22 protein-coding genes and 2 pseudogenes are annotated in these 26,653 nt (G+C 53.5%); 14 read left to right on the top strand and 10 right to left on the bottom strand.

The genetic code is table 11. The annotated features are described in order from the left end of the window. Nucleotides 1-89 precede the first annotated feature (89 nt). Nucleotides 90-875 carry an enoyl-CoA hydratase-related protein gene (locus E8F11_RS17750; RefSeq protein ID WP_280290157.1) on the bottom strand — a complete coding sequence of 262 codons (786 nt, stop codon included), beginning with the start codon at nucleotides 873-875 and terminating at the stop codon, nucleotides 90-92. A 309-nt stretch (nucleotides 876-1,184) separates the two neighbouring features. Here E8F11_RS17750 and E8F11_RS17745 point away from each other — a divergent pair, with 309 nt between their 5' ends. From E8F11_RS17745 to E8F11_RS17735, 3 genes are all read left to right on the top strand, one after another. Continuing rightward, a complete protein-coding gene (locus E8F11_RS17745) occupies nucleotides 1,185-1,967 on the top strand; it encodes an SDR family oxidoreductase (RefSeq protein ID WP_069084981.1) in 783 nt (260 codons plus the stop codon). 203 nt (nucleotides 1,968-2,170) lie between these two features. After that, the gene (locus E8F11_RS17740; RefSeq protein WP_069084982.1) at nucleotides 2,171-2,638 is read left to right on the top strand and encodes an NUDIX domain-containing protein; all 468 of its coding nucleotides are present in this window, start codon (nucleotides 2,171-2,173) and stop codon (nucleotides 2,636-2,638) included. Between the two features lie 427 nt (nucleotides 2,639-3,065). After that, nucleotides 3,066-3,704 (top strand): TetR/AcrR family transcriptional regulator, encoded by a 639-nt coding sequence (locus E8F11_RS17735; RefSeq protein ID WP_069084983.1) that lies wholly within the window; start codon nucleotides 3,066-3,068, stop codon nucleotides 3,702-3,704. Between the two features lie 296 nt (nucleotides 3,705-4,000). On the opposite strand, the gene E8F11_RS17730 is transcribed toward E8F11_RS17735, so the two are convergent. The 4 genes and pseudogenes from E8F11_RS17730 to E8F11_RS17715 form a co-directional block, all read right to left on the bottom strand. After that, nucleotides 4,001-4,600, bottom strand: a complete 600-nt coding sequence (locus E8F11_RS17730; protein WP_161490984.1) for a cytochrome c oxidase subunit 3 — start codon at nucleotides 4,598-4,600, stop codon at nucleotides 4,001-4,003. An 83-nt stretch (nucleotides 4,601-4,683) separates the two neighbouring features. Next, nucleotides 4,684-5,424: a hypothetical protein gene (locus E8F11_RS17725; protein ID WP_069084985.1), complete on the bottom strand. Its 741-nt coding sequence runs from the start codon at nucleotides 5,422-5,424 to the stop codon at nucleotides 4,684-4,686. A gap of 143 nt (nucleotides 5,425-5,567) precedes the next feature. After that, nucleotides 5,568-6,047: pseudogene (locus E8F11_RS17720) on the bottom strand (IS3 family transposase); the annotation flags it as partial. 189 nt (nucleotides 6,048-6,236) lie between these two features. Then, nucleotides 6,237-6,344, bottom strand: a pseudogene (locus E8F11_RS17715) (transposase); the annotation flags it as partial. Between the two features lie 491 nt (nucleotides 6,345-6,835). On the opposite strand from E8F11_RS17715, the gene E8F11_RS17710 reads away from it, so the two are divergent. Continuing rightward, nucleotides 6,836-7,279, top strand: coding sequence for a hypothetical protein (locus E8F11_RS17710; RefSeq protein ID WP_083245971.1), 444 nt, complete (start codon nucleotides 6,836-6,838; stop codon nucleotides 7,277-7,279). Nucleotides 7,280-8,005: 726 nt separating this feature from the next. Further along, nucleotides 8,006-8,362 (top strand): histone-like nucleoid-structuring protein, MvaT/MvaU family, encoded by a 357-nt coding sequence (locus E8F11_RS17700; RefSeq protein WP_280290155.1) that lies wholly within the window; start codon nucleotides 8,006-8,008, stop codon nucleotides 8,360-8,362. A 557-nt stretch (nucleotides 8,363-8,919) separates the two neighbouring features. On the opposite strand, the gene E8F11_RS17695 is transcribed toward E8F11_RS17700, so the two are convergent. The 3 genes from E8F11_RS17695 to E8F11_RS17685 all read right to left on the bottom strand — a co-directional run bounded on the left by E8F11_RS17695 (nucleotide 8,920) and on the right by E8F11_RS17685 (nucleotide 10,716). Further along, nucleotides 8,920-9,126, bottom strand: a complete 207-nt coding sequence (locus E8F11_RS17695) for an antitoxin Xre/MbcA/ParS toxin-binding domain-containing protein (protein ID WP_069084988.1) — start codon at nucleotides 9,124-9,126, stop codon at nucleotides 8,920-8,922. Between the two features lie 121 nt (nucleotides 9,127-9,247). Beyond that, the gene (locus E8F11_RS17690) at nucleotides 9,248-9,502 is read right to left on the bottom strand and encodes a BPSL0761 family protein (protein ID WP_069084989.1); all 255 of its coding nucleotides are present in this window, start codon (nucleotides 9,500-9,502) and stop codon (nucleotides 9,248-9,250) included. A gap of 308 nt (nucleotides 9,503-9,810) precedes the next feature. After that, nucleotides 9,811-10,716 carry a site-specific integrase gene (locus tag E8F11_RS17685; protein WP_280290154.1) on the bottom strand — a complete coding sequence of 302 codons (906 nt, stop codon included), beginning with the start codon at nucleotides 10,714-10,716 and terminating at the stop codon, nucleotides 9,811-9,813. Nucleotides 10,717-11,241: 525 nt separating this feature from the next. Between E8F11_RS17685 and E8F11_RS17680 the strand changes: the two genes are divergently transcribed. After that, complete coding sequence (locus tag E8F11_RS17680; RefSeq protein ID WP_280290153.1) at nucleotides 11,242-13,422, top strand: P-loop NTPase fold protein; 2,181 nt, start codon at nucleotides 11,242-11,244, stop codon at nucleotides 13,420-13,422. A gap of 374 nt (nucleotides 13,423-13,796) precedes the next feature. Here the strand turns inward: E8F11_RS17680 and E8F11_RS17675 are convergent, their stop codons facing one another. Continuing rightward, the gene (locus E8F11_RS17675) at nucleotides 13,797-14,747 is read right to left on the bottom strand and encodes a site-specific integrase (protein ID WP_280290152.1); all 951 of its coding nucleotides are present in this window, start codon (nucleotides 14,745-14,747) and stop codon (nucleotides 13,797-13,799) included. A 177-nt stretch (nucleotides 14,748-14,924) separates the two neighbouring features. Here E8F11_RS17675 and E8F11_RS17670 point away from each other — a divergent pair, with 177 nt between their 5' ends. After that, nucleotides 14,925-15,884 (top strand): DNA-binding protein, encoded by a 960-nt coding sequence (locus tag E8F11_RS17670; protein ID WP_280290151.1) that lies wholly within the window; start codon nucleotides 14,925-14,927, stop codon nucleotides 15,882-15,884. Between the two features lie 240 nt (nucleotides 15,885-16,124). Here E8F11_RS17670 and E8F11_RS17665 read toward each other — a convergent pair whose 3' ends face one another. Then, a complete protein-coding gene (locus tag E8F11_RS17665) occupies nucleotides 16,125-16,928 on the bottom strand; it encodes a hypothetical protein (RefSeq protein ID WP_280290150.1) in 804 nt (267 codons plus the stop codon). A gap of 535 nt (nucleotides 16,929-17,463) precedes the next feature. Here E8F11_RS17665 and E8F11_RS17660 point away from each other — a divergent pair. The 7 genes from E8F11_RS17660 to E8F11_RS17630 all read left to right on the top strand — a co-directional run bounded on the left by E8F11_RS17660 (nucleotide 17,464) and on the right by E8F11_RS17630 (nucleotide 25,737). Beyond that, nucleotides 17,464-18,120, top strand: a complete 657-nt coding sequence (locus tag E8F11_RS17660; RefSeq protein WP_280290149.1) for a TnsA endonuclease N-terminal domain-containing protein — start codon at nucleotides 17,464-17,466, stop codon at nucleotides 18,118-18,120. After that, nucleotides 18,110-20,041, top strand: coding sequence for a hypothetical protein (locus E8F11_RS17655; RefSeq protein ID WP_280290148.1), 1,932 nt, complete (start codon nucleotides 18,110-18,112; stop codon nucleotides 20,039-20,041). The genes E8F11_RS17660 and E8F11_RS17655 overlap by 11 nt, the downstream gene beginning before the upstream one ends. 55 nt (nucleotides 20,042-20,096) lie before the next feature. Continuing rightward, entirely contained in the window at nucleotides 20,097-21,047 is a 951-nt protein-coding gene (locus E8F11_RS17650) for a TniB family NTP-binding protein (RefSeq protein ID WP_280290147.1), read from the top strand. Beyond that, nucleotides 21,044-22,975: a TniQ family protein gene (locus E8F11_RS17645; protein WP_280290146.1), complete on the top strand. Its 1,932-nt coding sequence runs from the start codon at nucleotides 21,044-21,046 to the stop codon at nucleotides 22,973-22,975. The genes E8F11_RS17650 and E8F11_RS17645 overlap by 4 nt, the downstream gene beginning before the upstream one ends. A 404-nt stretch (nucleotides 22,976-23,379) precedes the next feature. Further along, nucleotides 23,380-24,219: a hypothetical protein gene (locus E8F11_RS17640; RefSeq protein ID WP_280290145.1), complete on the top strand. Its 840-nt coding sequence runs from the start codon at nucleotides 23,380-23,382 to the stop codon at nucleotides 24,217-24,219. A 107-nt stretch (nucleotides 24,220-24,326) separates the two neighbouring features. Beyond that, the gene (locus tag E8F11_RS17635; RefSeq protein ID WP_280290144.1) at nucleotides 24,327-24,860 is read left to right on the top strand and encodes a transposase; all 534 of its coding nucleotides are present in this window, start codon (nucleotides 24,327-24,329) and stop codon (nucleotides 24,858-24,860) included. Between the two features lie 367 nt (nucleotides 24,861-25,227). Then, nucleotides 25,228-25,737, top strand: coding sequence for a BRO family protein (locus E8F11_RS17630; RefSeq protein ID WP_280290143.1), 510 nt, complete (start codon nucleotides 25,228-25,230; stop codon nucleotides 25,735-25,737). Nucleotides 25,738-26,653 lie beyond the last annotated feature (916 nt).

Here is a 26,653-nt window from a genome sequence, read left to right as displayed (position 1 = left end):
GCACATCACCGCCCCAACAATCAACACATAAGTTGATTTGCGCTTCGCATTTGCTCCCCACTCCGAAGAGCAAGCGCATCAACCCTACCTCAGCGACGCCGCAAGCCTTCCAGCAGCGCTCTAAACTCGCAGGTAGCCATGCAGGCGATGATGGATTGCGCCTCGGCCTCAAGCTGCTGCTCAAATGGAACTGAGGCCGATTGCCAGACCAGACGTTTTGTGCCGGACACCGCTGCCGGGCTCAGCTCAGCCAGACGCTCAGCGTATTCACAGGTTTTGGCTTCCAGTTCGGCCGGCTCGACCACCCTGGACAACAAACCGAGTTGCCTGGCCCCATCAGCGTTCAACTCCGGCTCGTCCAGAAATATCTGCAGGGCGCGCCGAGCCCCTAGGGCCTGCACCAGACCGATCGTACCGCCACCGTCAGGTGAAACACCGATCTGCGCATAGGCCGGACGAAAACGGGCATTGGCCGCGGCAATACAGAAGTCCCCCATGAAGGCCATGGAAAAGCCGGCACCGGCGACCGCACCATGCACACTGGTCAGCACCAGCTTGTCCATGCGCCGCAGCACCAACAGAAAGCGGTTGAAATGCGCCAGTAACTTGCTGATCGGCGGTGCCAGATCGTCGATATGGGAGAGGAACAGATTGACATCACCGCCGGCACAGAACGCCTTACCCGCACCACGAATGACCAGCACCCGGACGCTATGGTTCCGCTCAACAGTCAAGGCCAGCTGCTCCAGACATACCGCCATATCTATATCTATTGCATTGAATGAGCTGGGACGGTTGAGCGTGATGATGGCAATCACACCATCCATCTCCAAAAAGGCCGGCGCATCAGCTGACCGCGTATTCGTAAGCGTCATATGGCAGCGGAACCTGGGTTGATCGAAGGAGGCTAGACCCGAGCGCCCGCCCGACCTGCGGTTAAGTTCAAATCATGGTTGCATCACCAACGCCACCAAGTCAACGATTATGTTGATTATTCCAACAGAAAATCAACAAAACCGTTGACTTGCACATCCCTATAGCACCATCCTTGAAGGCGCCAGCGCTGCGCAGCAACTTGGCACGGCCATTTCCGGAACGGTCGGGAGGTTCGGCACGACGCCTTACGAGCCTCAGGTTTAGGCATACAGCCCTTCGATCAATAAGACAGAGAACAGGAAGGCAACATGAAACTGCTAGAAGGTAAAAGAATCATCGTAACCGGCGGCGCACAAGGTATTGGTGCGTCCGTGGTGCGGGCCTACATTGCCGCGGGTGCAACTGTTGCCTCAATGGATATGAACGACACGCTCGGACAGCAGGTGGTTTCCGAAGCTGGCAAGGCCAATCCCGGCTGCAAATCCCGCTACTACCATTGCAACATTGCCGACCGTCCCGAAGTGGAAAAGGCCTTTGCTACAGCGGCTGAGGATATGGGCGGCTTGGATGTCATGGTCAACGTGGCGGGAGTCCATCGCCACTCCCCGCCGGACGCCATAGCGGAAGAACTGTACGACATGCTTTTCCGCGTCAATGTACTAGGAACCATCAACACCAATGCCGTTGCCTATCGGCTTATGAAGGGGCAAGGTATCGGCAATATCATCAACTTCGGATCAGAATCGGGACTGACGGGCGAAATTAACAATGCCCTCTATTCTGCTACCAAGGCGGCGGTTCACACCTGGACACGCAATGTCGCCCGCCAATGGGGTCCTGACGGCATCCGCATCAACGCCGTTCTGCCTTATATGGTCACCCCCATGTATGTCGATTTCCGCAATGCACTGTCATCGGAAGATCTAGCTGCCCATGATGCCGCCACCAAGACAGACATACCGCTGGGCGGAAAATTCGGCGATGCCGACAAGGATCTGGCACCGGTAATGGTGTTCCTCGCCAGCGACGCGTCCCACTTCATGACCGGTCAGATGTTCCCGGTGGATGGTGGCCTGATCGCTGTACGCTAGGCGTCCCAAAGGCTCCAGCCATTCGGCTGGAGCCCCCACCTCAGGTTTCAACCACAAACGCGCCCCAGACAGGCTGAAATTGGACAAATCAGAGAGCGGCATAAAAAATCAACGCACGAGTTGACTTTTGTCGATTTACGGCTAATCATTACGACAACGCCATTCCCCTACACCACCGCTTGTGCTGACTAATGGAGCACACCATGGGAAGTCAACGCGAATCAGCTATACAACGATTTTCCGGAAGCGTCTGCGAGATTGTTGCGGCCGTTCTTTCCCATAAGGGGGAGCTAGCTCTGCTACGTCGCAGCAATCTGGTAACAGGTGATGTCGGGCGCTGGAATTGCATTACCGGGTTTCTCGACCACGATCGCGATCCGCTTTCTCAGGCCCTGACCGAAGTGGAAGAAGAAGCCGGTATCTCAAAGCATCACCTGAAACTGCTCAGTAGCAGCGTGTTGCACCTGCTGGGGCAAGATGGTCGGACGTGGCGCGTTTACGCCTTTCACTTCCACAGCCTGACTCGAACGCTCACGCTTAACTGGGAAAACGACGCCTCAGTCTGGCTGGCGCCGCATGAACTGGGTCAGGTGCCCACCGTCTCCTGGTTCGCACACATCTTGAATGCCTGCGAGCTCAGATCCTCGTCAATGACGGCTAACCTAAGCTAAAACTCTCATTCACGTCCCGCCTACTGTCTACCAATCCCCAACAAGGACACTCTGAACATGTTTACTGGGGGACTATTCCTTCGTACATACCGGCTTCCTTGGACTCCCGCTAACTGCTGCTGAAGACAGCGACTCGGCCACCAGCTATGCCGAGGATACCGGCGAAGCCAGCGAACTTCTGATCAGTACCGCATGGACAGCCTTGCCAACAGCCATATCATCGATACTCGACTATCAATGGCGGCATCCGTTGAGCAGAAAGATCAAAGTCAAGCAGGCATCTACTTAAAAGGTGAACGACTATCTGGCGGTAGTCGGCTACTACTACCCCAAACTGAATACATTGCCCCCACCGCCGACAAATCAGCTCTAGCCTGCAACTGCGTGGCAGGCCATGATCTGCGACAAAAATATTGCAGGAGATAGGATGGCCCCCTCAGAAAGCTGGCGAAAGAAACCGCAACAGGCGCGCTCAAGGCTGACAGTCGAAGCCATTTTGCACGCTGCAGAAGCACTGTTCGTCACCCATGGTTACGAAGCCACGACGCTGGAGAGAATTGCCGAAAAGGCTGGGGTGGGAATAGGGTCAGTATACGATTACTTTACCAATAAGCATGCCATTGCTCTGACCCTATATGAGCTGACCTCGCAACAAGCTGCACTGGACTCGCGGAAGCTGCTGATTGATCCGGGTATCGAGGATATCGAAACCAATCTGCCCAAGATCATCCGCGGCGTTTATCAATGCTACCGGGATCACCAGTCCATACTGATTGACTTAGTGGATGAGGTCGTTGAGCTGCGGGCGGCAGAAGCCTACTCCTTCGAACGGCTGATTTACCGAGCCAGCTTCATGTACCTGCAGATATACGAGGATCGATTTGCGCAGCATGATCTGCAGTCTGCACATGCTTATCTCATATTGATGGTCACCAGTACCATAAAGCAGTACATCAAGTCCGCACCGACGCAACTCAGCGAGGAAGACTTTCTCGCACACCTATCCCGAACCATACTAAGCCACCTGCTTGCCGAACCACCTTCTCCTCTCCTATTACGGCACTGAGAATTCGGAGCGCCGATCTCAAGGTACGATATAAACACCTACCAGTATGACTGACGCGGCAGCATAGACCCAGCTTCCATACAGCCGCCTCCAGGGTTCGGGAAAATGCCGAGCCTCCATGTAAAACATGATCACCAACTGAGCCTTTACTGCGGCAATCAGTATCACAAGCAATGCCACACCCTTCTGCACGGAACCAATTTCTCCAGAATAGACCGAGACCAAGGTTAGCAGCATTAGACATCCGCACAGAAAAACCGGTGTACGCACCAAACTCGCCACTATGGATTGTCCTTTCATACAAGATACAATAATGGAAAAATAAAAATCCACAACACATCGATAAAATGCCAGAACAACCCAGCATTCTCGACCCCTGACAAATGAACTGCAGGTTGATTATTTTCCTGAAACGCCCGCCGATAGCCATTCAAAAACAACAGGCCTGCCAGAACATGTAGCAGATGCACCATCGTAATGAAAAAATAGAAAGCGATGAACGAATTATTTATATCAATTGCAACACTCAACTCCTGGTAATACTCAAGCAGTTTGCTCAGGCAGAAAACGCCCCCCAGTGTTATCGCAAATCCAAGCTGCCGTGCAGCTCGTACCGAAAGCGCCTGGCGCGCGCTGCAGACAGCCTCGAACACTAGCCATGAACTCAGCAGCAAGATTAGAGTGTTCACCAATCCGAATAGCGGATTCAGTTGTTGCTGCCCCGCGATGTACTGCTCCAGATTGGCCCGCCGCTCCGTCATGAAGGCCAGAAATACCAGCAGAAAAATACCCATGTCCATCAACACGAAGATCCAGATACCTTCAGTGCCCGGTGCGGACTTACCTACTTTCATCCGCTCCGGGCTTGCAGCAGTTATTTCTTGCCACTTTGTCATATATAGGCCCCACATCGGGTCAGCGAGAGTCCCTCCCCACGCTGCTTTTCCGCAGAGACGGGGAGGGACAAGACAGTCACACCTCAGTGGGCATAGCTCGACGCGACTACCGGCATTAGAGTCGAGCCCTTCTTCACTGCCTGGATCATGTAGTAACTAAACGGGGCAAAGAATAGGAACAACCAGGTACCAAAGACGATGTAGAAATTCCACGTGCCGTTGACGGCAAAGGGGCCAGAGGAGACAAAGGGGATCAGCACCAATGGCATGAAGATGATACCCACCGCGATCGCGCCCCAGCCCGTCCAGCGCGGGAACAGATTCTGGCTCTTGGCTAGTACGACATACAGACCCAGCCCGGTCAGTTGTACCGTCGTGATCATGAAGGTCGTGTCGTAGATGAACCAGGTGAAGACGTGGACGAGCTTAAGCATCTCGGGATTCATTTCGTGTGCGAATATTGCACAAGCAGCCCAGATTGCAGGGCAAAAAGCGAGTACCCAAGCGGTCAGGATGCCACCGCCCAACTCCATATAGCCGAAAAGGCTGAAACTTCCATCTTCATCTCGGAGCATCCAAGCTAGCAAAATGGACCAGGGCAGATAGAGCATACCAAAGACAGCAGACCCGATCATGCCAACTGCGATCATGTTTTGGTACTTTCCGTAATGATTCGCCACCAACTCCTCTCCGGACATACCCATCATATTCGGCGGCGGCAAGTTATTTCCCATGATGGCCCAGAAGACAATGTAGGCAAAAATAAAGAGTGGCCCTATCCATGCAATTGCTAGCTCGACTTTTTTTCTTGTTTCGTTATCCACGGCAAAGCACCTCGATTGCGTTTAGTTAAGGTTCTCAAGCCCTAAGCTTGAACTGAAGAGCGACCCTCAGGATTGACACTAGGGATTGAGTTTTTAACGATCAATACGAATAGGCCTCGGATTCATCTCGGAATTTGCTCGCATTTGGCGCAATACTGGTCACCACGACCGGTATGGTGAAGGAGTCCGGGTGAAGACCGCTTGTGCTGAACCGCTTAGAACAGAGCCCGTTAACCAACTCGGTGGTCAAGCGCTCTCCACAGTTTCACAAGTGATTACATCCTTCAGGCCAGCTAGCTTCAGCCATTCCAGTCACCCCTAATCGGTGGCTATGCATGTGATGCCCCATCCAGACCTCGTTGGGACGGGTCGGCTCGAAAACCTGCCCCAGCCTGCTCCAGTTAGTTCTCTGCCACCTGTAGCGCGTGTGTCGAATGGATGATTGCCTAGAAGTTGCTCCTTTGCCGGCATCGAAAGCCCAGTTTGCGACGCAGGCGGGTAATACGGTCGTACCCAGCAATAAAGCCGTCTTTCGCCAGCTCCGGCTGTAGGCGACGTGCTTTTTAAGTCTCGCGGGTCTAGGTGTGAGCTACTCGAATCGCCATGCTCAACCGTTCGTTCTCCGGTAACGGCGTTAGCCTGCGTACAAACCGGGTGCAGCCTTCGGGATCGAAGGCTGGCCATTTCACGATCAGCGTTTCTTGCCCGTACGGCAGGTCGTTGGTCACCGTCGCCTGGGGATGGCACTTTGCCCCGACCTTCAATGAAACAAATGCGGGCATGTTGGTGAATGGTTGGTCGCGGTAGAACGATAGCCACTTGCGCACGACATTGGCGTTGACACCATGGCTCAGGGCAACACTGGCCACCGCGGCACCAGGTTGCAGGCATTCCTTGACGACCTGGGATTTGAACGAAATTGGTTAGGAGTTTCGTTGGCAAATGGCGATCCGCTTGCAGGAGCCTGAATGGTGTCCACTTGAGATAGGTGGGCACCATTACCCTTGACGCAAGGATCAGGAAGGTGTGTTTGCTGCCAGCTTACGTAACTCGCAGCGCCACCATCCCTCATCTATCGAAATCGGTCGAGCGTGACGGTCGCGTCAGGCCACGCTTGACGACGGGAGGGCTTTCGCTCAGCCGTGACCGCCTGCTTCGAAGCAGACTGAAAATCGGTCCCGTTGCTGGCAGAGCGGGAGTGGTTAACCAAAGCGACTCTGAAGGTTGTGACAGGTCATGAAGCGCGTATTTCGGGAAATTTAATCGCGACAACCAGCAAAAATAGGTATCTACTAAAATTAGTGCGACGCTCTTACTGTTCGCCTAGCAATGTCACCTGCACAACCCAGTGGAGGAATCCGAGAACAACTCTGAACCTGAATCGCCAACTTCATTGAGCAGGAGGCGAGTCATGAATATAAAACGCTGGTCTAAACTTATAACAATCGCAGCTTTCCTAGTTGGCTGTACGACGTCCCAGAACCGCCAGGTGGCCAATATCCCGTTAACTCCCAGCATCCACAATGCTGGACAGATTGGGCAGGCAACCTTGGCATCGGCAGGAAAAGAAACAGCCCTATCAATCTTTATCAGCGGCGTTCCAAGCGACACAACAAGGCCGGTTCACATCTACACTTTTATCTACTCCGGCACTTGTAAGCAACCAGAAAGGACACCAGCATTTGAAATGAACCAGTACGCGCTGGCAGGCAAGGCATACGCCAAACGCGGATGGACCATTTACAGAAGCGCTCCTGTAAAACTAAGCACGCTTCGAACCGGTGGCTATTCGATCGTGCTCCGCGTCGGCCCGGCCGATGGGAATCGGACGATATTCTGTGGAGAAATCACGTAGAGGTCAGTGAGAAGCGGAGGAGATCTCTCCCGGCCGAGTGGTCGCTACATTAAGGTGGACCTCCGCCTCAAAAGCAGCCTGATGTGGCGCCTCCATCTTGGCATATTCCTTGCCGCGCTTCTCCAACTCACTTTGCCTACGTTGCGCGTTCCTTTCTGCTCGGCGGGACGCTGCCTGCATGGAGCGCAATGTTCCCTTCCATCCCATATTCGTGACTCCCCTTTGCTTCCCTATCGGTCTCTGGGTACCAGAAATACCGAAGCAACGTCATATAGCCATCACAGAGTACCTGAACGTAGGGGAACCTCAGGAGACCAAGTTTTAAAGCGAATTCGCTCGCAGCACAGCTGACACTCTTGAAGCAACCTGCAAGTTGGCGAATACTGGCTTGCTTACTGACACCAGGCACCGCAGTTTGACTTTATTGGACGCTACAATTGCCCTCTTGCTCGCCGCTCAGATTCACTGTTCGGATAAGGCCATCAAAGCCACAGCGAAACGCTGCGCCCAACGTCTTCCCCGCAGCAAACGAGATTTGATGTTCTCCATCATCGACAGCGCCGAACCACTCAAGCTTGTCAGGTACATAGCAGAGAATTTGGACTGATGGATTGGAGGGTCGAGCTACCCTCGTAACTCGATCAAGGGCAATGGCATCCGCCAAAGTTATAGCAGACGATATCGGTCAACTGTGGTGTTTATTTGCATCACGCTAAGGAGAACGCAATGAGCAAACTGGCTGAATTTAAACGCCTGGAAGCCCAGCTGGCAGAACAATTAGCAGCCTTGGACAGCCTCAAGAACGACACGGGGCTCAAGCGCGAAATTGAGTTTGAAACCAAACTCAGAGCGCTGCTGGATGACTACGGCTTTGGGCTAAAGGCAGTAATCAACATCCTTGATCCAGGTCGCACGCGCACGCCACTACCAGCTCAAAAAGGCCAACGACGCGAGCGCACCGTCAAGGTCTACAAGAATCCGCACACCAATGAAGTGGTCGAGACGAAGGGCGGCAACAACAAGGTGCTGAACGCTTGGAAAGCTGAGTATGGGGCAGCAGCAGTAAAATCTTGGGTCCAGTGAGTCCGCGTAGCTTAAGGTCGGTAACGCCCGGCCTTAAGCACTCCCACAGCTGGTGATGTGAGCGAGCTGCTCGCCGTAGCAAATTTTAGGCAATCGGACCAGCCAAACGCCCAGCTGGCTCAAGCTCTCTACCTTTCTCCAGGCCGACTCTGAGAAAACGACGCTGATTGCCGGAGATCGCCCCGGCCGAACAGCGAGTTTTGGCTTTGGAGTCGACGACTTCCCGCAGCTTAGACAGGCGCGCTTTCGCTTTCATGGCCTTCACCAAGGTGTGGAATCCCGACAAGACTGCCCAGGCACATTAGCCGAGGGGACTCTCGGCCCCCGGGTCGCACCAGTTCCGCAGCGATCAGGTGGCCAGCTTCCAGCACCAAGGCGATCACCGCATCAAGCAGGGCGCGATCGACGTTCTGGCGAGCTAACGCTTTAGGTGACAACGGCTCAGGTCGCTCACGCATGCTGGTACCCTTACAGTGGGCTGGTGCAGGGACTGGCCTGCCGCCTCACCGGCAGGCAGGTCACGCCTGGGCGTTAGCGGTGGCCCTAAAAACTCAGGGTCAGTGATAGACCCCATACTCGATGCGCCCAAGAAAGGTCTCGAGCACTTCCAGGTCCTCTGCGTTAGAGAGCATGTCGATCGGACGACGCCGCTCGAGCCCCAAGGCCGGCGCCGCCATCCAGCGCTCGGCGGCCTCTCGACTGCCCAAAACTTGCGTGGCGCGCTTCAGCACTTTGGAATACTGCACAGCAAAATTCTCAGTCATGATGGTCGCTCCTCTCCGGGCCATGCAGGCGCCCGGTCCCAGTTAGCCAAGCCTAGTCACCACCAAGCGTCATGACGCGGGACTCAGCGCTGCTGACTGGGTTCTGTTGCCGAGCATGCGGTTAGTGGTCAATGGACCGCGTTCGCTTAAACTCTGTCGCCGAGCTAAACACAGGGCCCAAGGCACCTAAAGGCAAGGTTTCCGCCTGCTCCTCGATTTTGCCGGCCAGCAGTACATCGTGCTTGGTTGGAAAGTGACGCAAGAGAAAGCGGGCGGCGCGGCGCACGCGCTCTGGCAGGGTCGCATCACGGGAGAGCTCAACCAGAAAATCGTAGGTCTGTACCACCGCGCGGGTACGCTCGTGGGGCATCGTCATAATATCCACCTCGACAGGGCCACAGGCCACTGTGCTCCTGATCATTGTCCACTTGCACCGCCGTTGCTCGCCAGTACCTCAGGACCAGGAAGCTTGGTCTTCGCCGAGGGAGGTTAGCCCGATAATTTCGGCGTGGTCCCACATTACCGGAGAGCGGGGCCTTGTGAATCCCCTAGAACTCAAGTCCCTACCACTATGTGCTAGGGAAGGCGCCGGGATGAGTCATTGCGGACGTTGAACTGCTCCAGAATTCACGTAGCCCGTAATAGCCCGGACCAGGACCGCCGCCAGATAACCCGCGAGCTCCATTAACGGCGAAGCTCACCAAACGGCATGTCGGGTTCCACATAGCGCAAGGCGGCCTTGGCATCGCGCCAACCGACGTAGCCCATCAGCGCCTTGGCGCTCCACTGGTTGCGGCTCGCCCAGGTCGCAAACCCGCGGCGCAGGGAATGACTGCTGTAGCGTTCCCCCTCCAAGCCACTGCGGACCATCGCCCGGCGAAGGATCCGCAACACGCTGTAGGGATGCAGCCCGGTGTCGGCCAGATGCCCCCAGCGATCCAAGGCCCGAAACACCGGCCCTTGCTGTAACCCAGAGACCGCAAGCCAATCGAGATAGGCCTCCACCGGACACAACCGTTTCAATGCCGGCACCGTGAACGACCGCCCGGTGTTGTCGCGGTCGCCCTTGCTGCTGGGCAAGAACAAGTCCATTCCCTCCCCTGGCCGCGCGTCAATGAATTCCACCCGCAGGCGGCACAGGTCATCGCTGCGAAACGCCCGCCAGAACCCCAACAGGATCAGGGCGCGGTCGCGGCGGCAGCTCAACAGGGCGTGGCGGTCGATCTGTTCCTGCGCCACCAGCCAGTCGATGCAGCGGGTCAACTCGGTCAATTGCAGCGGCTCCGCCTGCCGCTCGAGCCGCGGGTGCAGGGCCTGGATGCCGCGGAGCACCTCCCGCACGTGCGGTGCTTTGGTCGGATCGGGAAAGCCCAGACGCAGGTGCCACTTGGCCAAGGCGGCAAGGTTCGCCCGCAAGGTCGAGCTGGCCAGGGTCTCGGCGTAATCCGCCAGGTAGCGGGCAATCGCCTCACTGGTCGCCGGCAGAAAGCCGCCCCAGGTGTCCTCGAAATGCGCGAGCGCCTGCCGATAACGGCGCTCGGTGCTCTCGCGCCGCGCGGCCTGCCGGTAGCGCTCCACCTTCTCCGTCACCGTTTTGCCCTCCTGCATACTGGAAAAACCGCCCTTTCCCCCTCCTCCGTCGCTGAGGTTTGAGAATGCCCGCTTCTCAAACGCCAGTTCGTCTGGACGAGTCTTCCGAATCAGGGTGCTGATGCAAGCCGTACTTCCATACTCCATGACACACCACGAAATCGTCGGAGTGGAGGGGTGAAGCACCACGCGCCGAAGCAGAGCCCCTGACGAACAAATGAAGAGCAGGCGCGTGTGCCATCCTTCTCGCCCTGTCTGTCCGACTGTCCACCATGTCCCCCAAGGCTAGCGGCGCCGGCGCCCGGCAAGCGGGGCATAAAGGCCAGATCTATCTGTCCGGAGGCGTGGAGACCCAAGGGCGAGCCGGGCAGCTCCACCGCCCGGCTCGATGCGCAGCACGAAAGCCGGCCCGCAGGGCACGGCCATTCAGATGGACGAATGCCAGACGGCGACATCGCTGAAAGGATGCATCGCTCTATGGCATTCGGCATGATCTGCTCTACCCCTCCCTGTCAGGACGTCTTCATGCCCTTGGAGCAAGACCAACCGGATGCCAGCAATGCTGCCTCTCAATTCTCGAGTGCCCGAATCGACGCAGATTTGCCGGTTAACGCCCCCGAGCAGGATGAATTTCAGTACAACGCATTTGCCAAGACGCTGGCCAAGGCAACTGTCACGACCCCGAGCCCCAAGGGAGTGGTCATGTCGCTTCATGGTCCATGGGGCAGCGGCAAATCCAGTCTACTCAACCTGGTAAAGCATCACCTCAACACCATCCCGGAGGATCAGGGACGCCCGCTGGTAATTGAATTCAACCCCTGGTGGTTCAATGGCCGCGAGCAACTGGCTGGGCAGCTCCTGACACAGTTTCACAAAGCGCTGTTCAACGAGTCGGAGTTGCTCCGTGCAGCTGGGGATCTACTTGCTCAATACGCCGGTACGATTTCTAAAGCAGTCACCATCTCGAGTGGTATACCTGCTCTGGATTGGGTCGCCAAACCCTTCCTGAAGCTTCTCGGCCGCAAACCGGTAGACGTCCCGAAGATGAAGGAGAAACTCAGCGACGCGTTAGGGAAGGCAGGTAAGCGCATCCTGATCATCATCGACGACATCGACCGTCTCACTCCGCCGGAGATGATGGAAGTGTTCAAGGTGGTGAAAGCCCTGGGTGACTTCCCCAACGTGCTCTACCTACTGTCTTTCGACAGAGATGTGGTTGCCGAGGCGATCGGAAAGCAGATCAATGCTAATGGTGCGACTTATCTGGAGAAGATCATCCAGGCGTCCTTTTCACTTCCAGTCGTTAGCCAAGCGCAGTTGGATCAGAAGCTATTAACTGAGATTGGCATCCTCCTCTCGGAACTCCCGACCAGCGCCAACGAAACGCACTATTTCCATAGCGCTTACCTGGACGGCCTGCAGCAGTACATTGAAAAGCCGCGGGATGTGGTCCGGATTCGCAATGTTCTATCTGTGACTTATCCGCCCGTTGCGGGTGAGGTTAACTGGGCAGACTTCATCGCCCTGGAGTTCATGCGCGTCTTTGAACCCCTGGTATACGAAACCATCAGAGATCAAGCGCACATGTTCATGGGGGAAGCATCATTCAGCGGCCGCACTGAGGCCCGACGAACATTTCACGAGGGGTGGCTAGAGAATGTCCCGGTGGAAAAGCGAAACGGCATTCGTGAGCTCGTATGCCGCCTATTCCCACGGGTGAAAGTCGCGCTGAAAAATCACCTTGACCAGTACAGTGGAAACCAACTGTACCAACAGATGCGTGTCTGCTGCCCCGACTTTAGGTCAATCTACTTCAGCTTTGGCGTCCCAGATATCGTGCTTGGCAGAGCTGAAGGTGATCGATTCATTGAGAAGGCAGCAGATCCTGAGGCGTTCGCAAGCGATTGGAATGAAGCACGGAACATCATCAGGCCAGATGGTCACTCCAAGGCTCGTGACATTCTGGATCATTTTTCACGCTTACCAGGCTCTGCGGAGCCAGCGGTAGCGAAGCGCATACTCAAGGCTCTCCTGGCTGTTCCCGGTGATCTGCTCATCGACGAAGATCAGCGGGAGTATGCGAATTCATGGGCGATCAATTTCGCTCTGCTTAATCTGCTGCGACAGATCCCTGATGATGAGCGGATTGAAACCCTAAGGGATGCACTGTCATCGGCAAACGCAATCAGTGCCTGCATTTTCCTTGTCCACAGCCTCATCAAGCAAAACGACAATCCAGAACCAGAGCAGTTGAATGGAGTCGATGACGTCGTGCTTGAGGAGTTCAAGGCGCTCATGGTGCTTAGGGTGAAAAGACTGGAGCTTGAGACGCTGTTGGCCTACCAATCCCAAGCATTCATGCTTGGAACCTTTGCCAAATGGGCCTCTGTAGACGAAGCTCGGGCCCGCTATTTGCCAGTGTTGGCTGACGATCACTTGCTTGCCGCGTTTATGGAAAAGCTGGCCTCTAAGGGTTCCATGTGGGCATCAAATGATCGAGTAGGGCAAATGTCAGTGCACATTAACCAGAACGCCTTCGATCCAATCGCCAGTCCTGCGGAGATAAGGCCTCGCATTCAGGCCCTACTGGCCGGCGTGAAACATTCCGCTTTCCAGCGAGCGGTAGCTAAGGAATATCTCAGGGTTACAGAGAATCCCAGTTCTGACGAAACCCAAACCCACCAGGATCTTCAGGCTACTGAGTAGGCCGCTATCAGTCGCCGCCCTACCTCGGCCCTTCCTGAACTTCGCCTTGGGCAGAGGGCGAAGGTCGAACAAGTAGGCAGGCCAGGGGCGTGAGGGCGCTCCACCCCTACTTGCAGTTACTAGCCAGGCTATAGCCAGCCTGCAGGGTACGCTGGCTATCGAAGTGGTTGGCGACATCACCTACGTGTCCAGGCAAGACTGCTGCCAGCCGGAAGAGGCACAGGTGCCCGGAATAAGTCGCTGTCGGTCGACTGAATCGAAACCCCGTGGCGAATCAATTGACGGCTACCGTGCCGCCTTGCCCTATGGATCTCCCGTGACGAGAGCCCCTGCCTGCGGCTTAGCGGCCGCGCGGTGACTTCCCATCCGGTAAGTCAGGTTTGCGCGGCATCCGCCGCCGGAACACCGCCTTCCGCACTGAGCGGGAAGACTGGCGCGGCCTCGATATAACGCAAGGCCGACTTAGCATCCCGCCAACCGACGTACTCCATGAGCGCTTTCTGGTTCCAGCCATTGCGCGTGGCCCAGGTCGCGAAGCCGCGGCGCAGGGAATGGCTGCTGATCCCCTGGACGTCCACACCGGCGCCTTGCAGTGCCTGCCGCAAAATAGGAATGACACTGTTGGGGTGCAACGCCGACGCCTTCACCTGTCCCCAGCGGTTGATTGCGCGAAACACCGGTCCTTCGTGGGAGGGAGCTGCCTCCAGCCAGTCGAGATAGGCCTGCACTGGACAGAGGCGTTGCAGCGCCGGCGCCTTATAGGTCACCCCGAGATTCTCCCGATCCGCTTTGCTCTGCGGCAAAAACAGCTCCATGCCCTCTCCCGCGCGCGCCTGAATCAGCTCGACCCGCAAGCGGCAGAGCTCGTCACTGCGAAACGCCCGCCAGAAGCCGAGCAGAATCAGGGCACGGTCACGCCGGCTGCGCCGATAGCGGCCGCGCTGGCCGGCTGCCTGCGCGGCCGCGGCTTGCGATTCCAGCCAGCCGACCGCGGCCTCCAGCTGCTGCAGCTGCAACGGCACGGCCTGCTTCTCCGGGTTGGGATGCAAGGCGCGGATGCCCTTGAACACCTGGCGCACCAGTTCGGTTTTAGTCGGATCGCTGAAGCCATTCTGCCGGTGCCAGCGCGCCAACGCCGCCAGCCGATGGCGCAGGGTGTTGGTCGACAGGGACTCGGCGTAACAGGCCAGGTAGCGCGCCACGCTTTCACCGCTAGAGGGCAGCAGCCCACCCCACACCAGCTCGTAATGCGCCAGCGCGGTCCGGTACGAGCGACGCGTGTTGTCCCGTTCGGCGGCCTCGAGGTAGCGATCGAGCTCGCTCATGTGAGATCCCCTTGGTTGTACTGCTCGCCCCGGCCGTTTGGCCAGAAAAGTCCCCTAACCGTGGATAAATCTAGTTTATCCACAGTTAGCCTGTCGCCCTCCTGAGCCAACCGCCTCCCGTCCATACAGCTGTACTCCCATACTCTGGAACACACTACGAAATCGTCGGAGGGTGCTATGGCACGCGGCGGCATCAACAAAGCCCTGGTCCTGAAGGCCAAGCAAGCGTTGCAGGCGCGCGGCGCCCGGCCGACCATCGATGCAGTGCGGACGGAGCTGGGCAATACGGGTTCCAAGTCCACCATTCATCGCTACCTGCAAGAACTGGCAAGGTTGCCGGAAGCCCCCCCGCCCTCGCTTAGCGAAGAGCTTGGGTCTTTGATTGCCCATGTAGCCGACCGCCTGGTTCTGGAAGCTGAGGCCAAAGTGAGTACGGCACGGGAAGCCGTTGCCCGGCAGCACAACGAAAATCTCACCCAACGGCGTTACAGCGAGGAGCGAATTCAGGATCTGCAAGCAGGAAATATGCGCTTGACCGAGCAATTGAACGAGTGCCAACAGGACCTGGAGCAACTGCGAGAGCGTTACCAGACCAGCGAGTTTGGACGTGGGCAAGCCGAGCGAAGCCTGGAAGAGCGCGCCAACCAGTTGCGGTCGCTGGAGGATAAGCACCAGATGGCCCGCCAAGCGCTGGAGCACTACCGAGAGGCCCGAAAAGAGCAGCGCGAGCAAGAACACCAACATCATGACGCGCAAGTGCAACAGCTGCAGGCGGAGCTGCGCCAGCTTCGTCAGAGTTTGCTGAGTAAACAGGACGAGCTGTCCACGCTAAATCGCGACAACGAGCGCCTCTTGGTCGAAGCCCGAAACTTGGTGAAACATCAATCGGCGATCGAGAGTGAACTGGCGATACAGCGCAGTGCGTTACAAACGCTTCGCCAAGAACTGACGGTACGGAGCACGGAGAAAGCCGCATTGGAGGAGCGATTGAAACAGCATAATGTGGAGCGCTTACGACTGAAGCATCAGGTGCAGCAGCAGGCCCGGCAGCTCGAAGTGTTGCAAGATCGACTGGTCACCCTGGCAGCGGTAGCTCCTCCTCCCGAGGTCGTTCCTCTACCCTCCCCTGCAAGGTAACGGGCACTTCCTCTGCTTCGACCGTGCCGAAGTCTACTGATCACGCGCCCCAAATGTGGTGCTGCGAGTGATCAGCAATGCCGAGACACCTAAGGATCGAAAGCAGCATGCATCCCGCTGAGCTTCTACCCTCGAACGTCCGCTATCTGCCGAACACCCGGCTGAAGCGCAGGGCCGAGGTTCGATGACCATCCCTACTCGTTAACTAGCCCCTGCTCCTGGGGGAAATTTCCGGCTAGGTCAATTCGCCACGTAGGCCCTACGAGCGCGGTCCAATTGTCGACGAAGGTTACGCGGGCAGCGTGGATCACCGCGATGCTTACTTAATGCATAAAGTGTCTCAACGCTAAGCTCCCTAGGCTGCGTCAATAGAATCATCAAGAGCAGTCTCCCACCTGGCACTAACTCTGACACCCATCCCCTCTGAACAGCACGGCCTGCAATCAACCGGTATAAGCGGACATTATGCCGAAACTCACGCTCGTTTCCCGGCCAATGAGAAAGATAAACCTGTCCAAACTTGCCCGTTCCATAAATCTCTAAAATTCGACGAAAGAGCATCGGACCGATATACGAAAGCGGCGGCGATATACAGGCAATCTGCAAATAAGGGAGGATAGATTTTGCAGCCCATCTGCGATGCAGAGAAAACTGAGTCGACCGTGTGCGCAACAAAATCAATAAAGCGCCCAATCGTTTCCAATCGGGACAAAAGAACGCTGGAAGCTCGCCACGACTGCCTGGGGAGGTAAACAAATTGACAGCTGCAGAGTTGGCCAATACGTCCCAGTTTATCTTGTTACCCGGATAAATCACTAAACTCAACCAAAGCAAATTTTTAGGAACTTCACGAAGTTCTTCAAAGAGATCGAGGATTTGATTCAGTAACTCGCCTTTGGGGAAACGCCCCACAAAGAACTCACGCCACTGCTGATCCCGCTGTGTTCCCGGGAGCTGGTTGCACAGCCGTTCGAAGCAGCGCGCTAAGTAGGTCCCGTTATGCTTACAACATGCCAAATCAGCCAACATGTGAGCAAAAAACATGCCTCTCAAGACGCGAGCGCCCCGATCGAGACTTCGCTCGCCGGGAACCCTCCCAGATTCCCACATAAAACACTCCGAGCCACTGTGAATCATGATACGCAGCGTTCTAGACGGGTTGACGTATTTAGTCAACGGTCTTGTCGGTACGTAGTATTGGGAGCAAGGTATTCATCACCGACTCCTTAGCAGGATGTGTTCTAAGGCTTCGTTGTTTATTCGTCCTCGGCAATAGACAAGGAATGCGGTTCAGGGCTGAAAAGCCCAATGCCAGGTACAGTTTGAGGTAGGCATCATGCACATCTTAACTAGAGCCTTACTTCCAAACCCGATGGGAGAGCGTAAGTCTCCATTACTTCAAAGCTCGCGCACGCTTGCTCCCTTCGCTAGAGGGCGCCGAAAACGCTCTGGATCCCCTCGCTGATCACACGTCGGCCGCCGCTGCGTAAAGCAGAAGAATCCACGTAAACCGCCGGCATACGCCAAACACTTTCACATTAAAACATAACCGATTTCTTGATCAATCGGGAGAGCAGTCATGGGCCTGAAAAACAACTCACCCAAACTAAACCCGCCATCCAGAAACATTAAAAACGGACACTTTGGCAAGCATATCGTTTACTTTCCTTCGTTAAAAAACTCGCGCCAAATCGTATGCGAAAGCAAACTCGAATCAGACTTCTGCATACTCTTGGAATTTGACCAAAGCATAATCTCCTACCACCCGCAACCAATTACTATTAGGACGGTAGTGGGCGACACAACAAAAAGATACACCCCGGACTTCCTCATAAAGCGTCGTTATCAAAAGGATCTATACGTCGAAATCAAGCCTGACGCACAACTGCTCACCAATGATTACCTCGAACATATCCTTCAGGCGCGGAGGCAATTCCGGAAAAGAGGTGCGAGTTTCCTGCTGATAGACGCAAAAAAAATCCGCACCCACCACAAACTGAATAACCTCAGGACCATCTACAGCCGAATCCACAACACGACAAAGCTCGAAGATGACTACTTACAGGACTATTTAAAGGAGACTCTATTTCCCTGCTCGATAAAACGCCTTGTATCAAATCCAAACGCCCCGACGCTGAATGCAATCCTCAAAGCCATTTTCACACACAAGCTGTATATGAACCTAGATGAACCAATCAGTCCGACCTCAACTGTGGACACGCATCATGAGCAATGAACTGCAGGTCATCCCTGGCGCGCAATACTCGTTTAACAATGACATTTACGAGGTCGTAACCTCGTCCGATTTGATTACCCTTCGCTCCATCAACACGAAGCTGCATAGGCATATCGGCATTAATGACTTTGCCGCAATGCTGGCAAATAAAACTATTACGAAATACCAGAATGCCCCCATCGATTTGACCTCAGCACCACTCCTGCTTGCGTTAGACGAGAGACACCAGGCCAGATACATCAGAAGACATACATACATTCAGAAACTTGAACACCTGTTCGCGGGAAGCCTACCCCGCGGAAAAACTAATTTGGCAATTCAATCAATAGCCGCTGAAATAAAAGATCCGAAACCACCCAACTACTCGACCGTTTATAACTGGAAAAAAATATTTGACGAAAACAATCGAAATCCGCTAGCCCTGATCAGGAGCGAACCCAATAGGCCGCGAGGAAATCTGTTATCCGAAGAAACTCACGAGTTAATTCAACATTTTATCCATACCGAGTTCTTTAAGGCCGAGCGAGCCAGCGCCAAGACCATACACAAACTGATCTGCGGAGAGATACAAAACATTAATCTGGAACGGTCCAAGTATACCGCTGATTTTCTAAAGGTCCCATCCTACTCCACCTTGAGGCGCGCAATCATGAAACTTGATGGCTATCTGGTTGATTCTCACAGACACAGTAGAAATTTCGTCACTAAAAAATACCATTTCGGCGTTAAGACCGAAGTAGCCGAGTCGTTATATGGCCAAGCACAAGGGGACACGGCTTTGATGAACCTTTTCGTAGTCGATGAGCATGGCATTGTCATGGGAAGACCGATACTCAGTGCCATTTTGGACCTAGGTTGTCGAGCGTGTACAGGCTGGGACATTTCGTTAGGCGCACCCAATGCGGAAAGCTTCATTAAGGCAATTAAAATGGCGGTAGAGGCGAAACCCGAGGGCGCCATTGGGGGAAAGATGGAAGAGCTTGTCGTTGATAACGGTCCCGAGGTTAGAAATGACCGCGTAAAACTTATCGCACGCCTACTAGGTATTGAACTGCGCTACGTGCCTCCAGGCCAACCAAACGCAAAGGCATTTATTGAGCGTTTTTTCAGAACGGTCGACACCGGTTTGACACATTTTATTCCAGGCACCACAAAATCGAATCCACTTGAACGCGAAGATTATGACTCGACCAAGCAAGCGACTCTGACACTGGATGAGTTGCGCGCTATTTTCAAACGCTGGCTCGATGAGGTCTATCACGAAACAATACACTCCTCACTCCATATGTCGCCAAAGCAAGCACTCAAAAAAATGAGTGAAAATCATATTCCGCCCGAGCGTTTTTCACGGGACGATCTTGATTTTGCTTGTTTATGCTCGAAAAGAAGAACAATAACGGGAGGACGGACGCAAATATTCAATCTAACGTGGACCGGTGCCAGCTTACCCGATTTAGCACGGCGGCTTGGGAAAAAACTTGCCATCGTCTATTACGACCCCACAAACCTGGGAACAGTATGGACTGCTCACCCGGAAGAACCTCGCCACCTGTTCCCTGCTTTTGCAACCAATCCGCAATATCAAGAGGGTCTCTCACTGCAAAGCCATAATGCGGTGAAAGAGCGCCTCGCCGAGGAAGGAAAAGAGTTCACTAATACTGCCGCGCACCAAGCTTTGAGAGAAATATATAGTGAAATCTCCGAAATAAGCAAAAGCAGCCAGAAGCCTAAAGATAGTCAGAAGCCTAAGTCCGCGCCGAAATCCAAGAAGGCCAAGAAGACCAAGAAAGCAACTAAAACCATTCCGAAATCTGACGATAATGGGAACGACAACGGCAGCCCCATAACCCAGCAACTTGCTGATCAGCAATTCTCAGATGAAAACACTCTGTTTAAATCTTACCGCATAAGACCCACATAAGCCTTCATAGGAAACCTGAAACTTCAACTCCATCTAGCACGAGGGCGCGGCGGTCATGGAAGTCGATATCCAGCTAAAACTTACTGAATTCAAAACCTATGCAGCAAGTCATCCTGATTTTGATGAAGCACTCGAATTGCTCCAAGAAAGTATCGAACTCACATTGGAGCGAGGTGAGCAATCTGGAGTTGTGTTAACGGGTGATTCTGGCACCGGTAAGACCACCGTCTGCAACACTCTGATATCAATGTATCCTCCGCCCCAACTCAGGGAGACCGAGGGTAGCGTCAACTCGATTATTCCTACGCTGTACTGCAGAGTGCCGGCCGACACTACTCTAAAGCACTTGGTCTCAGCAATGCTCGGAAAACTTGGGTCGAACAAAAATGTTGAGCACCGCCCAGTTCTAGAGCATCGACTATTCACAAGACTAAGGGAATGTCAGACTGAACTAGTATTCTTTGACGAACTCCAGAATTTGCTCGAAAAAGGCCAAGAAGCAACACGTGACAAAGTTTGCGACTGGATCAATGGGTTTTGCAACGAATTTAACAAACCGGTAATTCTGGTCGGCCTTCCCGCATGCGCGACAATCGTAGAGAACAACAAACAACTCTCTCTTAGATACCCACTTCGAGCAGAGCTTAAGCCATTACCATGCTCAATCGATTCGTCGCGCTCAGTATTACGAACAATGCTCAGCACCCTACTTAGCGAAATAGTGAGCTGGGACTATTATGAGTCAGTCCCCTGCCTCACCGACCCGAAACTCGAGATGGCTATTTTTGTTGCAACTGGAGGCAACATGAGAGCCATGAGATTCCTTTTACAGCGGGCATTAAAAGTTTCACTTAAACGAGCAGATAGAACACTTCTAGCTAGTGATTTCAGCACAGCACTTAATCGCACGCTACTACGAACACGACTCGCATCCGTTAACCCCTTCACCCTGGATATGCAGGAACTTAATGACATCATCAAGGGGCAAAGAAAATGTCAGAAATGACATTCGTTGCATTACCGTATGAGGATGAAAGTCCTATCAGCGTATTAATGAGAACAGCGGCCGGCAATGGGTACTTAAGTGTGCATGCGTTAGCCGTCGGTTTCGATTTGGCAGTGGATGTCAGGACGAGTGGTTGGCAACTGACGAAATCCACGTTCATCCAGTATATTATGGAGCACTCAAATAAGAGGCACTCTGCTCGTTTTGAATCGGCATTCTTTGGGTTCACCGGAGACAGCAGGCAGCCAAACGTTCAGTTTAATGAAGTTCTCATTCCATACAGGCAATTATCATTTAAGCTTAGAATCTGCCCCGAGTGCGCGAAGAATGGATTTTATGAAAAAAGCTTCCACCTCCAATGGATTGACGCCTGTCCAATTCACGGCTCCAAATATATAGAGGCCTGCCCCCAGTGTGGCAAGCCGATTGACTGGACAAAACTTAACTATTGCATTTGCAAATGTGGCTTCGATTTTCGTACCGCAACCGCACCCCCTGGCGACATAGAAGTATCCAGAACATTTATTGAACATACCACTAGAGGCGATCAGCTATTCATTAATCGATTCATTAAAATATTAAAAATTATCAGCAATGAGTCTGAGCTTGCCTATGACAGATCCCAAAACATAAGAGTTTCAGCCAGAATTGCGGGTGGAGACACAAATGAATTATTGAACCACTTGCTGACCAGAAAGAAACTTATTCCTTCATTAAACCCATTAGCCTATTGCGCGTCCTGGCTATGTTCAAGAGACCAGCTACTCAGCAATGTTGCTGCAGAATTCGTGAAAAACCATACTCAAGTATACCCGGAGGAGTGCGCCCCAGAATGCATCTGCCATACACTACGACTAACATTGAATGAACTATGCTTAGCTTATAAACTTTCTCACACGAGAATGTACGAGCAGCTTGCCGCGGAAAAATTTACATTAACCAAAAACAAGGCAACCAAATATTATAGCTGTAACTCTTTATGCAAAAGCCTTAATAGACGACTAAATTCAATCCTAAGCTTTAATACAATCATTCCATCTTCAACGCTCCGAAAGGATGAATATACGAATTATCGGAGTTCCATTAAATTCCTTGGCGCGTCGGGCGAGCAAATAACGCTAGCAGTTAAATTAAACCTGCTAAGCTGCTACCGAATCCCTCCAGACTTTATACGAGTCATCCCGACAGCTGAGCTCGAGCTTTTTGCCAAACAGTACGTTTTTCACGGCAGCCTAGCTAGGCAACTAAAGATAAATCCAGCCGCCCTTGCTGAATTATTCGATTTTGCAAACGTACGTCCATTTCGAACACTATCGTCCGGCCATGGAAAAACTTATCGTAGATGGGGAGAGATCTACCTTAAGAGCGACACTAAAATTATAACTGACTTTTTACTTAGCATAAGGGCACGTGACGACCGCAAAGTAAATCCTAGCGGCATCCGCTTCCTTTCTAAAGAGCTAAACATTCAATGTTCTGTTATCAAGAAACTTATTGAATGCAAGATTATCGAAGTTGACCTTACTGACGCGAACGGCATGAAGAGAAAAATCAATGAATTGCAATTAGTGGCAGCCTTACAATGGAGATCCAACCATTGCACCCTGAAGGAGTTATCCCAAGAATTCGGGATAAATTGCGCCGAACTATCCCGAAGATTTCTTTCTTGCTACTACGTCCCCGTGATTAGAATTATGAATTATGTTTTCATTCATAAGGATGATGCTCAAAGAATGAGAGACCACCTCTACGATTTCTTTTCATCGCTCCAAGCGGCAAAATTCTTAAATGTCACAACAGCCCGTATTCATTACTACTTAAGAACAGGTGCACTTCAAGCAGTTCCTCCCAGTGAATGCGGGGGAATTCTGAACTTCACCTTGATCCGCCGTAATGACGTAGAACACCTAGCCAACGCTATCACCTAGGAGCCTTGGCAAGGCTCGATTCTGTCCTTTTTTCTACGCTAGGATCTTCACTCGCGCTCACCAGGTCTGCCCTTCCTCCTGCATTTCTCTCCCCTCTGCTGCGAGCGCTAGTTGATTCTCTACGCGGCCCCCTACTTCTCGCCACCAAGCACATTAAGCAGTTTCTTATTTAGCCGAATCAATTCGAATAAATTCCTTTTTTTGTTGCACATCTCGTTTCAATCTAGTGATTACAACCCCTCTACAATAAGCTTTTCCACGGTGAGCATTGCATTTTTTGGTGGCACTGGAGGGGTCAAGACATTAGGAAAAAATAAACGCTTTGCCTGAAATGGAAGTTCGGGGTAGCGATAGAAAAGAGAAACCCCGCCTTGTGCGGGGTTTAATCTTAGGAGTCCGAATAAATGCGTTTCTCCCAGAAGCTCGGAATCACTCCCCACCAGAAGCTTGTACAGCGAGAATCCATTGATCAAGAGCTAAAAAACAGCCTTTGGAGCGCTGTAGTACTGGCGGTATTTGACAATGTAGAATTTACATACGGATACGCCGACAGAACAGATTCATCAAATTTATCGTCCCTAATAACGTGCCTTTGGCTCCATCTTTTTAAAAAACCTGTAGACAGAATCCCAACTTACTTCAGCGACACAAAAGAAGATCTCCGTAAATATTTTTTTACCTGTCGATGGCATGAAGCTTTAGATTTTATTGAAGCGATAGCTGACTACTGCCCAAAAAACCTTAAAGAAAGCTTCATAAAATTATGTAACGCATACTTGGAGCGGGAAAATTCAGCTTATCGATTCATAAGAAGCGAGCTTACCGAAATAACTTCAAAAGAAGAAATCGACAGCGTAGAAGAAGCACTCTCCTCACCATCAGAAAGTGTAAATGAACATCTTCGATCCGCACTCTCTCTACTAAACGACAGAACAAATCCCGACTACAGAAATTCCATAAAAGAGTCCATATCCGCTGTCGAATCACTGGCAAAATCCCTCACCGGTGACGCTAAGGCGACACTAGGCCAAGCATTGAAAACACTAGAAAAAAGCGGAAAGCTTCATGAGGCTTTGAAGTCTGCATTCTCCGCTCTATATGGCTACACTAGTGACGCTGAGGGCATTCGACATGCGCTTCTCCAAGAGTCCAAAATCGGGAAGGCCGATGCAAAGTTCATGCTAGTCAGCTGCTCAGCCTTCATTAATTATCTTGTAGAAATAAGCGAAGTTAAGAGCAGCTAACTCGTGAGGTAGCCTAGATATAAACGCCCAGCCTCGCGTAGGGTGGATGACGCTCTTTTCATCCACCGCCCTCCGAGGCACCGGGCCCAACGACTCAAGGAGGAGTCATGTCCAATTACCGCCGTGCACGGATGCCGGGCGGCACGTACTTCTTTACCGTGAACCTGCGCGACCGCCGCGACAATCTGCTGGTGCGTGAAATTGACCTGCTGCGCACCGTGGTCCGCGCGGTCAAGCAACGTCACCCCTTCCATATCGATGCCTGGGTGGTGCTGCCCGAGCATATGCACTGCCTCTGGACGCTGCCTCCCGGCGACAGGGCCTATGCGGATCGCTGGAAGGCGATCAAGTTCGCCTTCTCCAAACGCTTGGCGAGCGCGGAACAACGCACCGATGCCCAACAAAAGCGCGGCGAACGGGGAATCTGGCAACGTCGCTATTGGGAACACCTGATCCGCGACGACCTCGATTACCAGCGATACTTCGATTACATCCACTTCAATCCGGTGAAGCATGGTCATGTGCAATGCGTGCGGGACTGGCCGTATTCGAGCTTTCATCGAGCGGTGCGGGACGGGATTTACCCGATGAATTGGTCGGGAATTGCGTTGGGGGACGACGCGGGAACCTGGGGCGAGTGAGTTCGGGATTGGCTCCGTCTGGTGGATGAGAAGAGCGTCATCCACCCTACGCGGGGTCATTCTTCGCTAAGTCCAATCAGCCAAATCCCACACCCCAACAGCATTGCCCCTTCCCCGCCCCATCCATAGGCTCTGTCCCCGGCGCCTAAGAAACGCTTACTCACCTAGCGGCCGGACCGCTCCCGAAAGCTCAGCGGCTTTTTTGTGCCTGCGGCATACTCGCGCCCGCACAAAACCTCTGTTCTGCCGGGAGTGGGCTAATACAAAACCCGAAAGGGGAATACGTCCGGCCCTCTAGGTGGGGTTTCTTAACTCCCGGCGCCACAGCCTTAAGAAAGCTGATTGAGACCTAGCAGAGGTAATGGATATGCCCGAGTTCCCCCAGTTTCACCCCGCCCCTCCCCCGGACGCCGAAATCCTGATTCCCGCCCGATTCGTCCGCCACAAGCGCCTGCTGCGCGCCGTGTTGCTGGATGAAGAACCCTGGTTTGCCGCCGGCGACCTGGCCCGGTTGATCAACCACCCGCCCCTGCCCGAACGCGTGCAGCGCAACCTGGACGAAGACCAGATGCAACGCGCCTGGATGCGCAACGGCCATGGTGACTTCGAGCAGGAACTGCTGATCAGCGAATCCGGCGTCTATGCCGTGCTGATCCTCTACTACCACCCGGAAAACCGTGGCATCCGCCAATGGATCACCCAGCACGTGATCCCCCGTTTACGGCAGGAGGAACGCTTCGATGCCACAGGCCCTTACCGCGAAGTGATCCGCTGGCAGGACCGCGACATCGAGGTGCTGCACTGGCAGGGCAAGGCGTGGCTGCATCTGCGCGATTGCCCGAACCTCCTGCAACGTCCGCCGCAGGTGATCGGCTGATTCACCGGTAGGTTGGCGCCGAGGAACGAGGCCCAAGGTCGGAGCCCGATCGAGACTCCGTATCGTTGGGCTTCGTGCCTCAGCCCAACCTACGACGCCTGCAAGCGCCTCAGGTGTTGGACCAAAAAGGGGACAGATTTATTTTCTTTACTCTAACCCTGCCTACACCCAGACACCTCTAGAGTAGAAAAAATAAATCTGTCCCCTTTTCCGGTCCCCTTTTCCGTTTTTCACCCAAACTTTTAGGTCCCGACATAGCGCAGGAGGCCCTTGTCAGTGGGCCAGGTCTGCCAAGTCCCGTCTGGAGTCACCTCGCCGTAAGTTAATGCCGTGCAGTCATAGCCGAAACAGTAGCCTTGAAAATCATCGCCTAACAAAACGATATCCGTCCGGCCGAAGGTAGGGCCGTAAACCTCTTGGGGCAGGATAGGTCAGCTGTAAAGCATGCGCCCACTGACTGTCTCACCCCAGCCGACGTCACGGAGGTAGGTGAAGTACTCTCGTGGGAGTGCCGGGTGCGCGGCGGAAAGCGTAGCAAGTTCTAAGTCCTACAATTGAACTGTGCCCATCGGGGCCTCACAAGAAATAGACGCCAATTAATGTAATAACGATTTCGCCGCCTGCTAAATAAATTGCAGCACTCAATCGGCAGCGATTCAGTCAGCTGAATGCTACTAGTTCTCCAGTCTTCTTCCAGTCCTGCTCCGACTATGCCAGTTTGCAGATTGTTTCGACCTGAGGTAACCCCCCGCCAATCGGCCCGAAGCGGACGTCTAGAGTAGAGAAAATAAATCTGTCCCCTTTTCCGTCCGATGTTGTACGCCTGTCGTGGTAAAAGCAGACAGATCATCTGACTAGATAGTTTACAAACGTGCCCTCCACCTTGGTGTGCGAGGTTTTCTAACACACCAAGTCA

The sequence above is a fragment of the Pseudomonas sp. BN417 genome (assembly GCF_029871205.1).
Lineage (GTDB): Bacteria > Pseudomonadota > Gammaproteobacteria > Pseudomonadales > Pseudomonadaceae > Metapseudomonas.
This window is presented reverse-complemented; position numbering and strand designations above follow the sequence as displayed.

Excerpts from the sequence above, each read along its gene's own strand:
- E8F11_RS17660 (WP_280290149.1), top strand. The coding sequence starts at position 17,464 with ATGGGCCTGAAAAACAACTCACCCAAACTAAACCCGCCATCCAGAAAC.
- E8F11_RS17645 (WP_280290146.1), top strand. The coding sequence starts at position 21,044 with ATGACATTCGTTGCATTACCGTATGAGGATGAAAGTCCTATCAGCGTA.
- E8F11_RS17735 (WP_069084983.1), top strand. The coding sequence starts at position 3,066 with ATGGCCCCCTCAGAAAGCTGGCGAAAGAAACCGCAACAGGCGCGCTCA.
- E8F11_RS17665 (WP_280290150.1), bottom strand. The coding sequence starts at position 16,928 with ATGTTTTTTGCTCACATGTTGGCTGATTTGGCATGTTGTAAGCATAAC.
- E8F11_RS17650 (WP_280290147.1), top strand. The coding sequence starts at position 20,097 with ATGGAAGTCGATATCCAGCTAAAACTTACTGAATTCAAAACCTATGCA.
- E8F11_RS17710 (WP_083245971.1), top strand. The coding sequence starts at position 6,836 with ATGAATATAAAACGCTGGTCTAAACTTATAACAATCGCAGCTTTCCTA.
- E8F11_RS17655 (WP_280290148.1), top strand. The coding sequence starts at position 18,110 with ATGAGCAATGAACTGCAGGTCATCCCTGGCGCGCAATACTCGTTTAAC.
- E8F11_RS17700 (WP_280290155.1), top strand. The coding sequence starts at position 8,006 with ATGAGCAAACTGGCTGAATTTAAACGCCTGGAAGCCCAGCTGGCAGAA.
- E8F11_RS17745 (WP_069084981.1), top strand. The coding sequence starts at position 1,185 with ATGAAACTGCTAGAAGGTAAAAGAATCATCGTAACCGGCGGCGCACAA.
- E8F11_RS17680 (WP_280290153.1), top strand. The coding sequence starts at position 11,242 with ATGCCCTTGGAGCAAGACCAACCGGATGCCAGCAATGCTGCCTCTCAA.
- E8F11_RS17675 (WP_280290152.1), bottom strand. The coding sequence starts at position 14,747 with ATGAGCGAGCTCGATCGCTACCTCGAGGCCGCCGAACGGGACAACACG.
- E8F11_RS17695 (WP_069084988.1), bottom strand. The coding sequence starts at position 9,126 with ATGACTGAGAATTTTGCTGTGCAGTATTCCAAAGTGCTGAAGCGCGCC.
- E8F11_RS17670 (WP_280290151.1), top strand. The coding sequence starts at position 14,925 with ATGGCACGCGGCGGCATCAACAAAGCCCTGGTCCTGAAGGCCAAGCAA.
- E8F11_RS17640 (WP_280290145.1), top strand. The coding sequence starts at position 23,380 with ATGCGTTTCTCCCAGAAGCTCGGAATCACTCCCCACCAGAAGCTTGTA.
- E8F11_RS17740 (WP_069084982.1), top strand. The coding sequence starts at position 2,171 with ATGGGAAGTCAACGCGAATCAGCTATACAACGATTTTCCGGAAGCGTC.
- E8F11_RS17750 (WP_280290157.1), bottom strand. The coding sequence starts at position 875 with ATGACGCTTACGAATACGCGGTCAGCTGATGCGCCGGCCTTTTTGGAG.
- E8F11_RS17635 (WP_280290144.1), top strand. The coding sequence starts at position 24,327 with ATGTCCAATTACCGCCGTGCACGGATGCCGGGCGGCACGTACTTCTTT.
- E8F11_RS17690 (WP_069084989.1), bottom strand. The coding sequence starts at position 9,502 with ATGACGATGCCCCACGAGCGTACCCGCGCGGTGGTACAGACCTACGAT.
- E8F11_RS17630 (WP_280290143.1), top strand. The coding sequence starts at position 25,228 with ATGCCCGAGTTCCCCCAGTTTCACCCCGCCCCTCCCCCGGACGCCGAA.
- E8F11_RS17730 (WP_161490984.1), bottom strand. The coding sequence starts at position 4,600 with ATGACAAAGTGGCAAGAAATAACTGCTGCAAGCCCGGAGCGGATGAAA.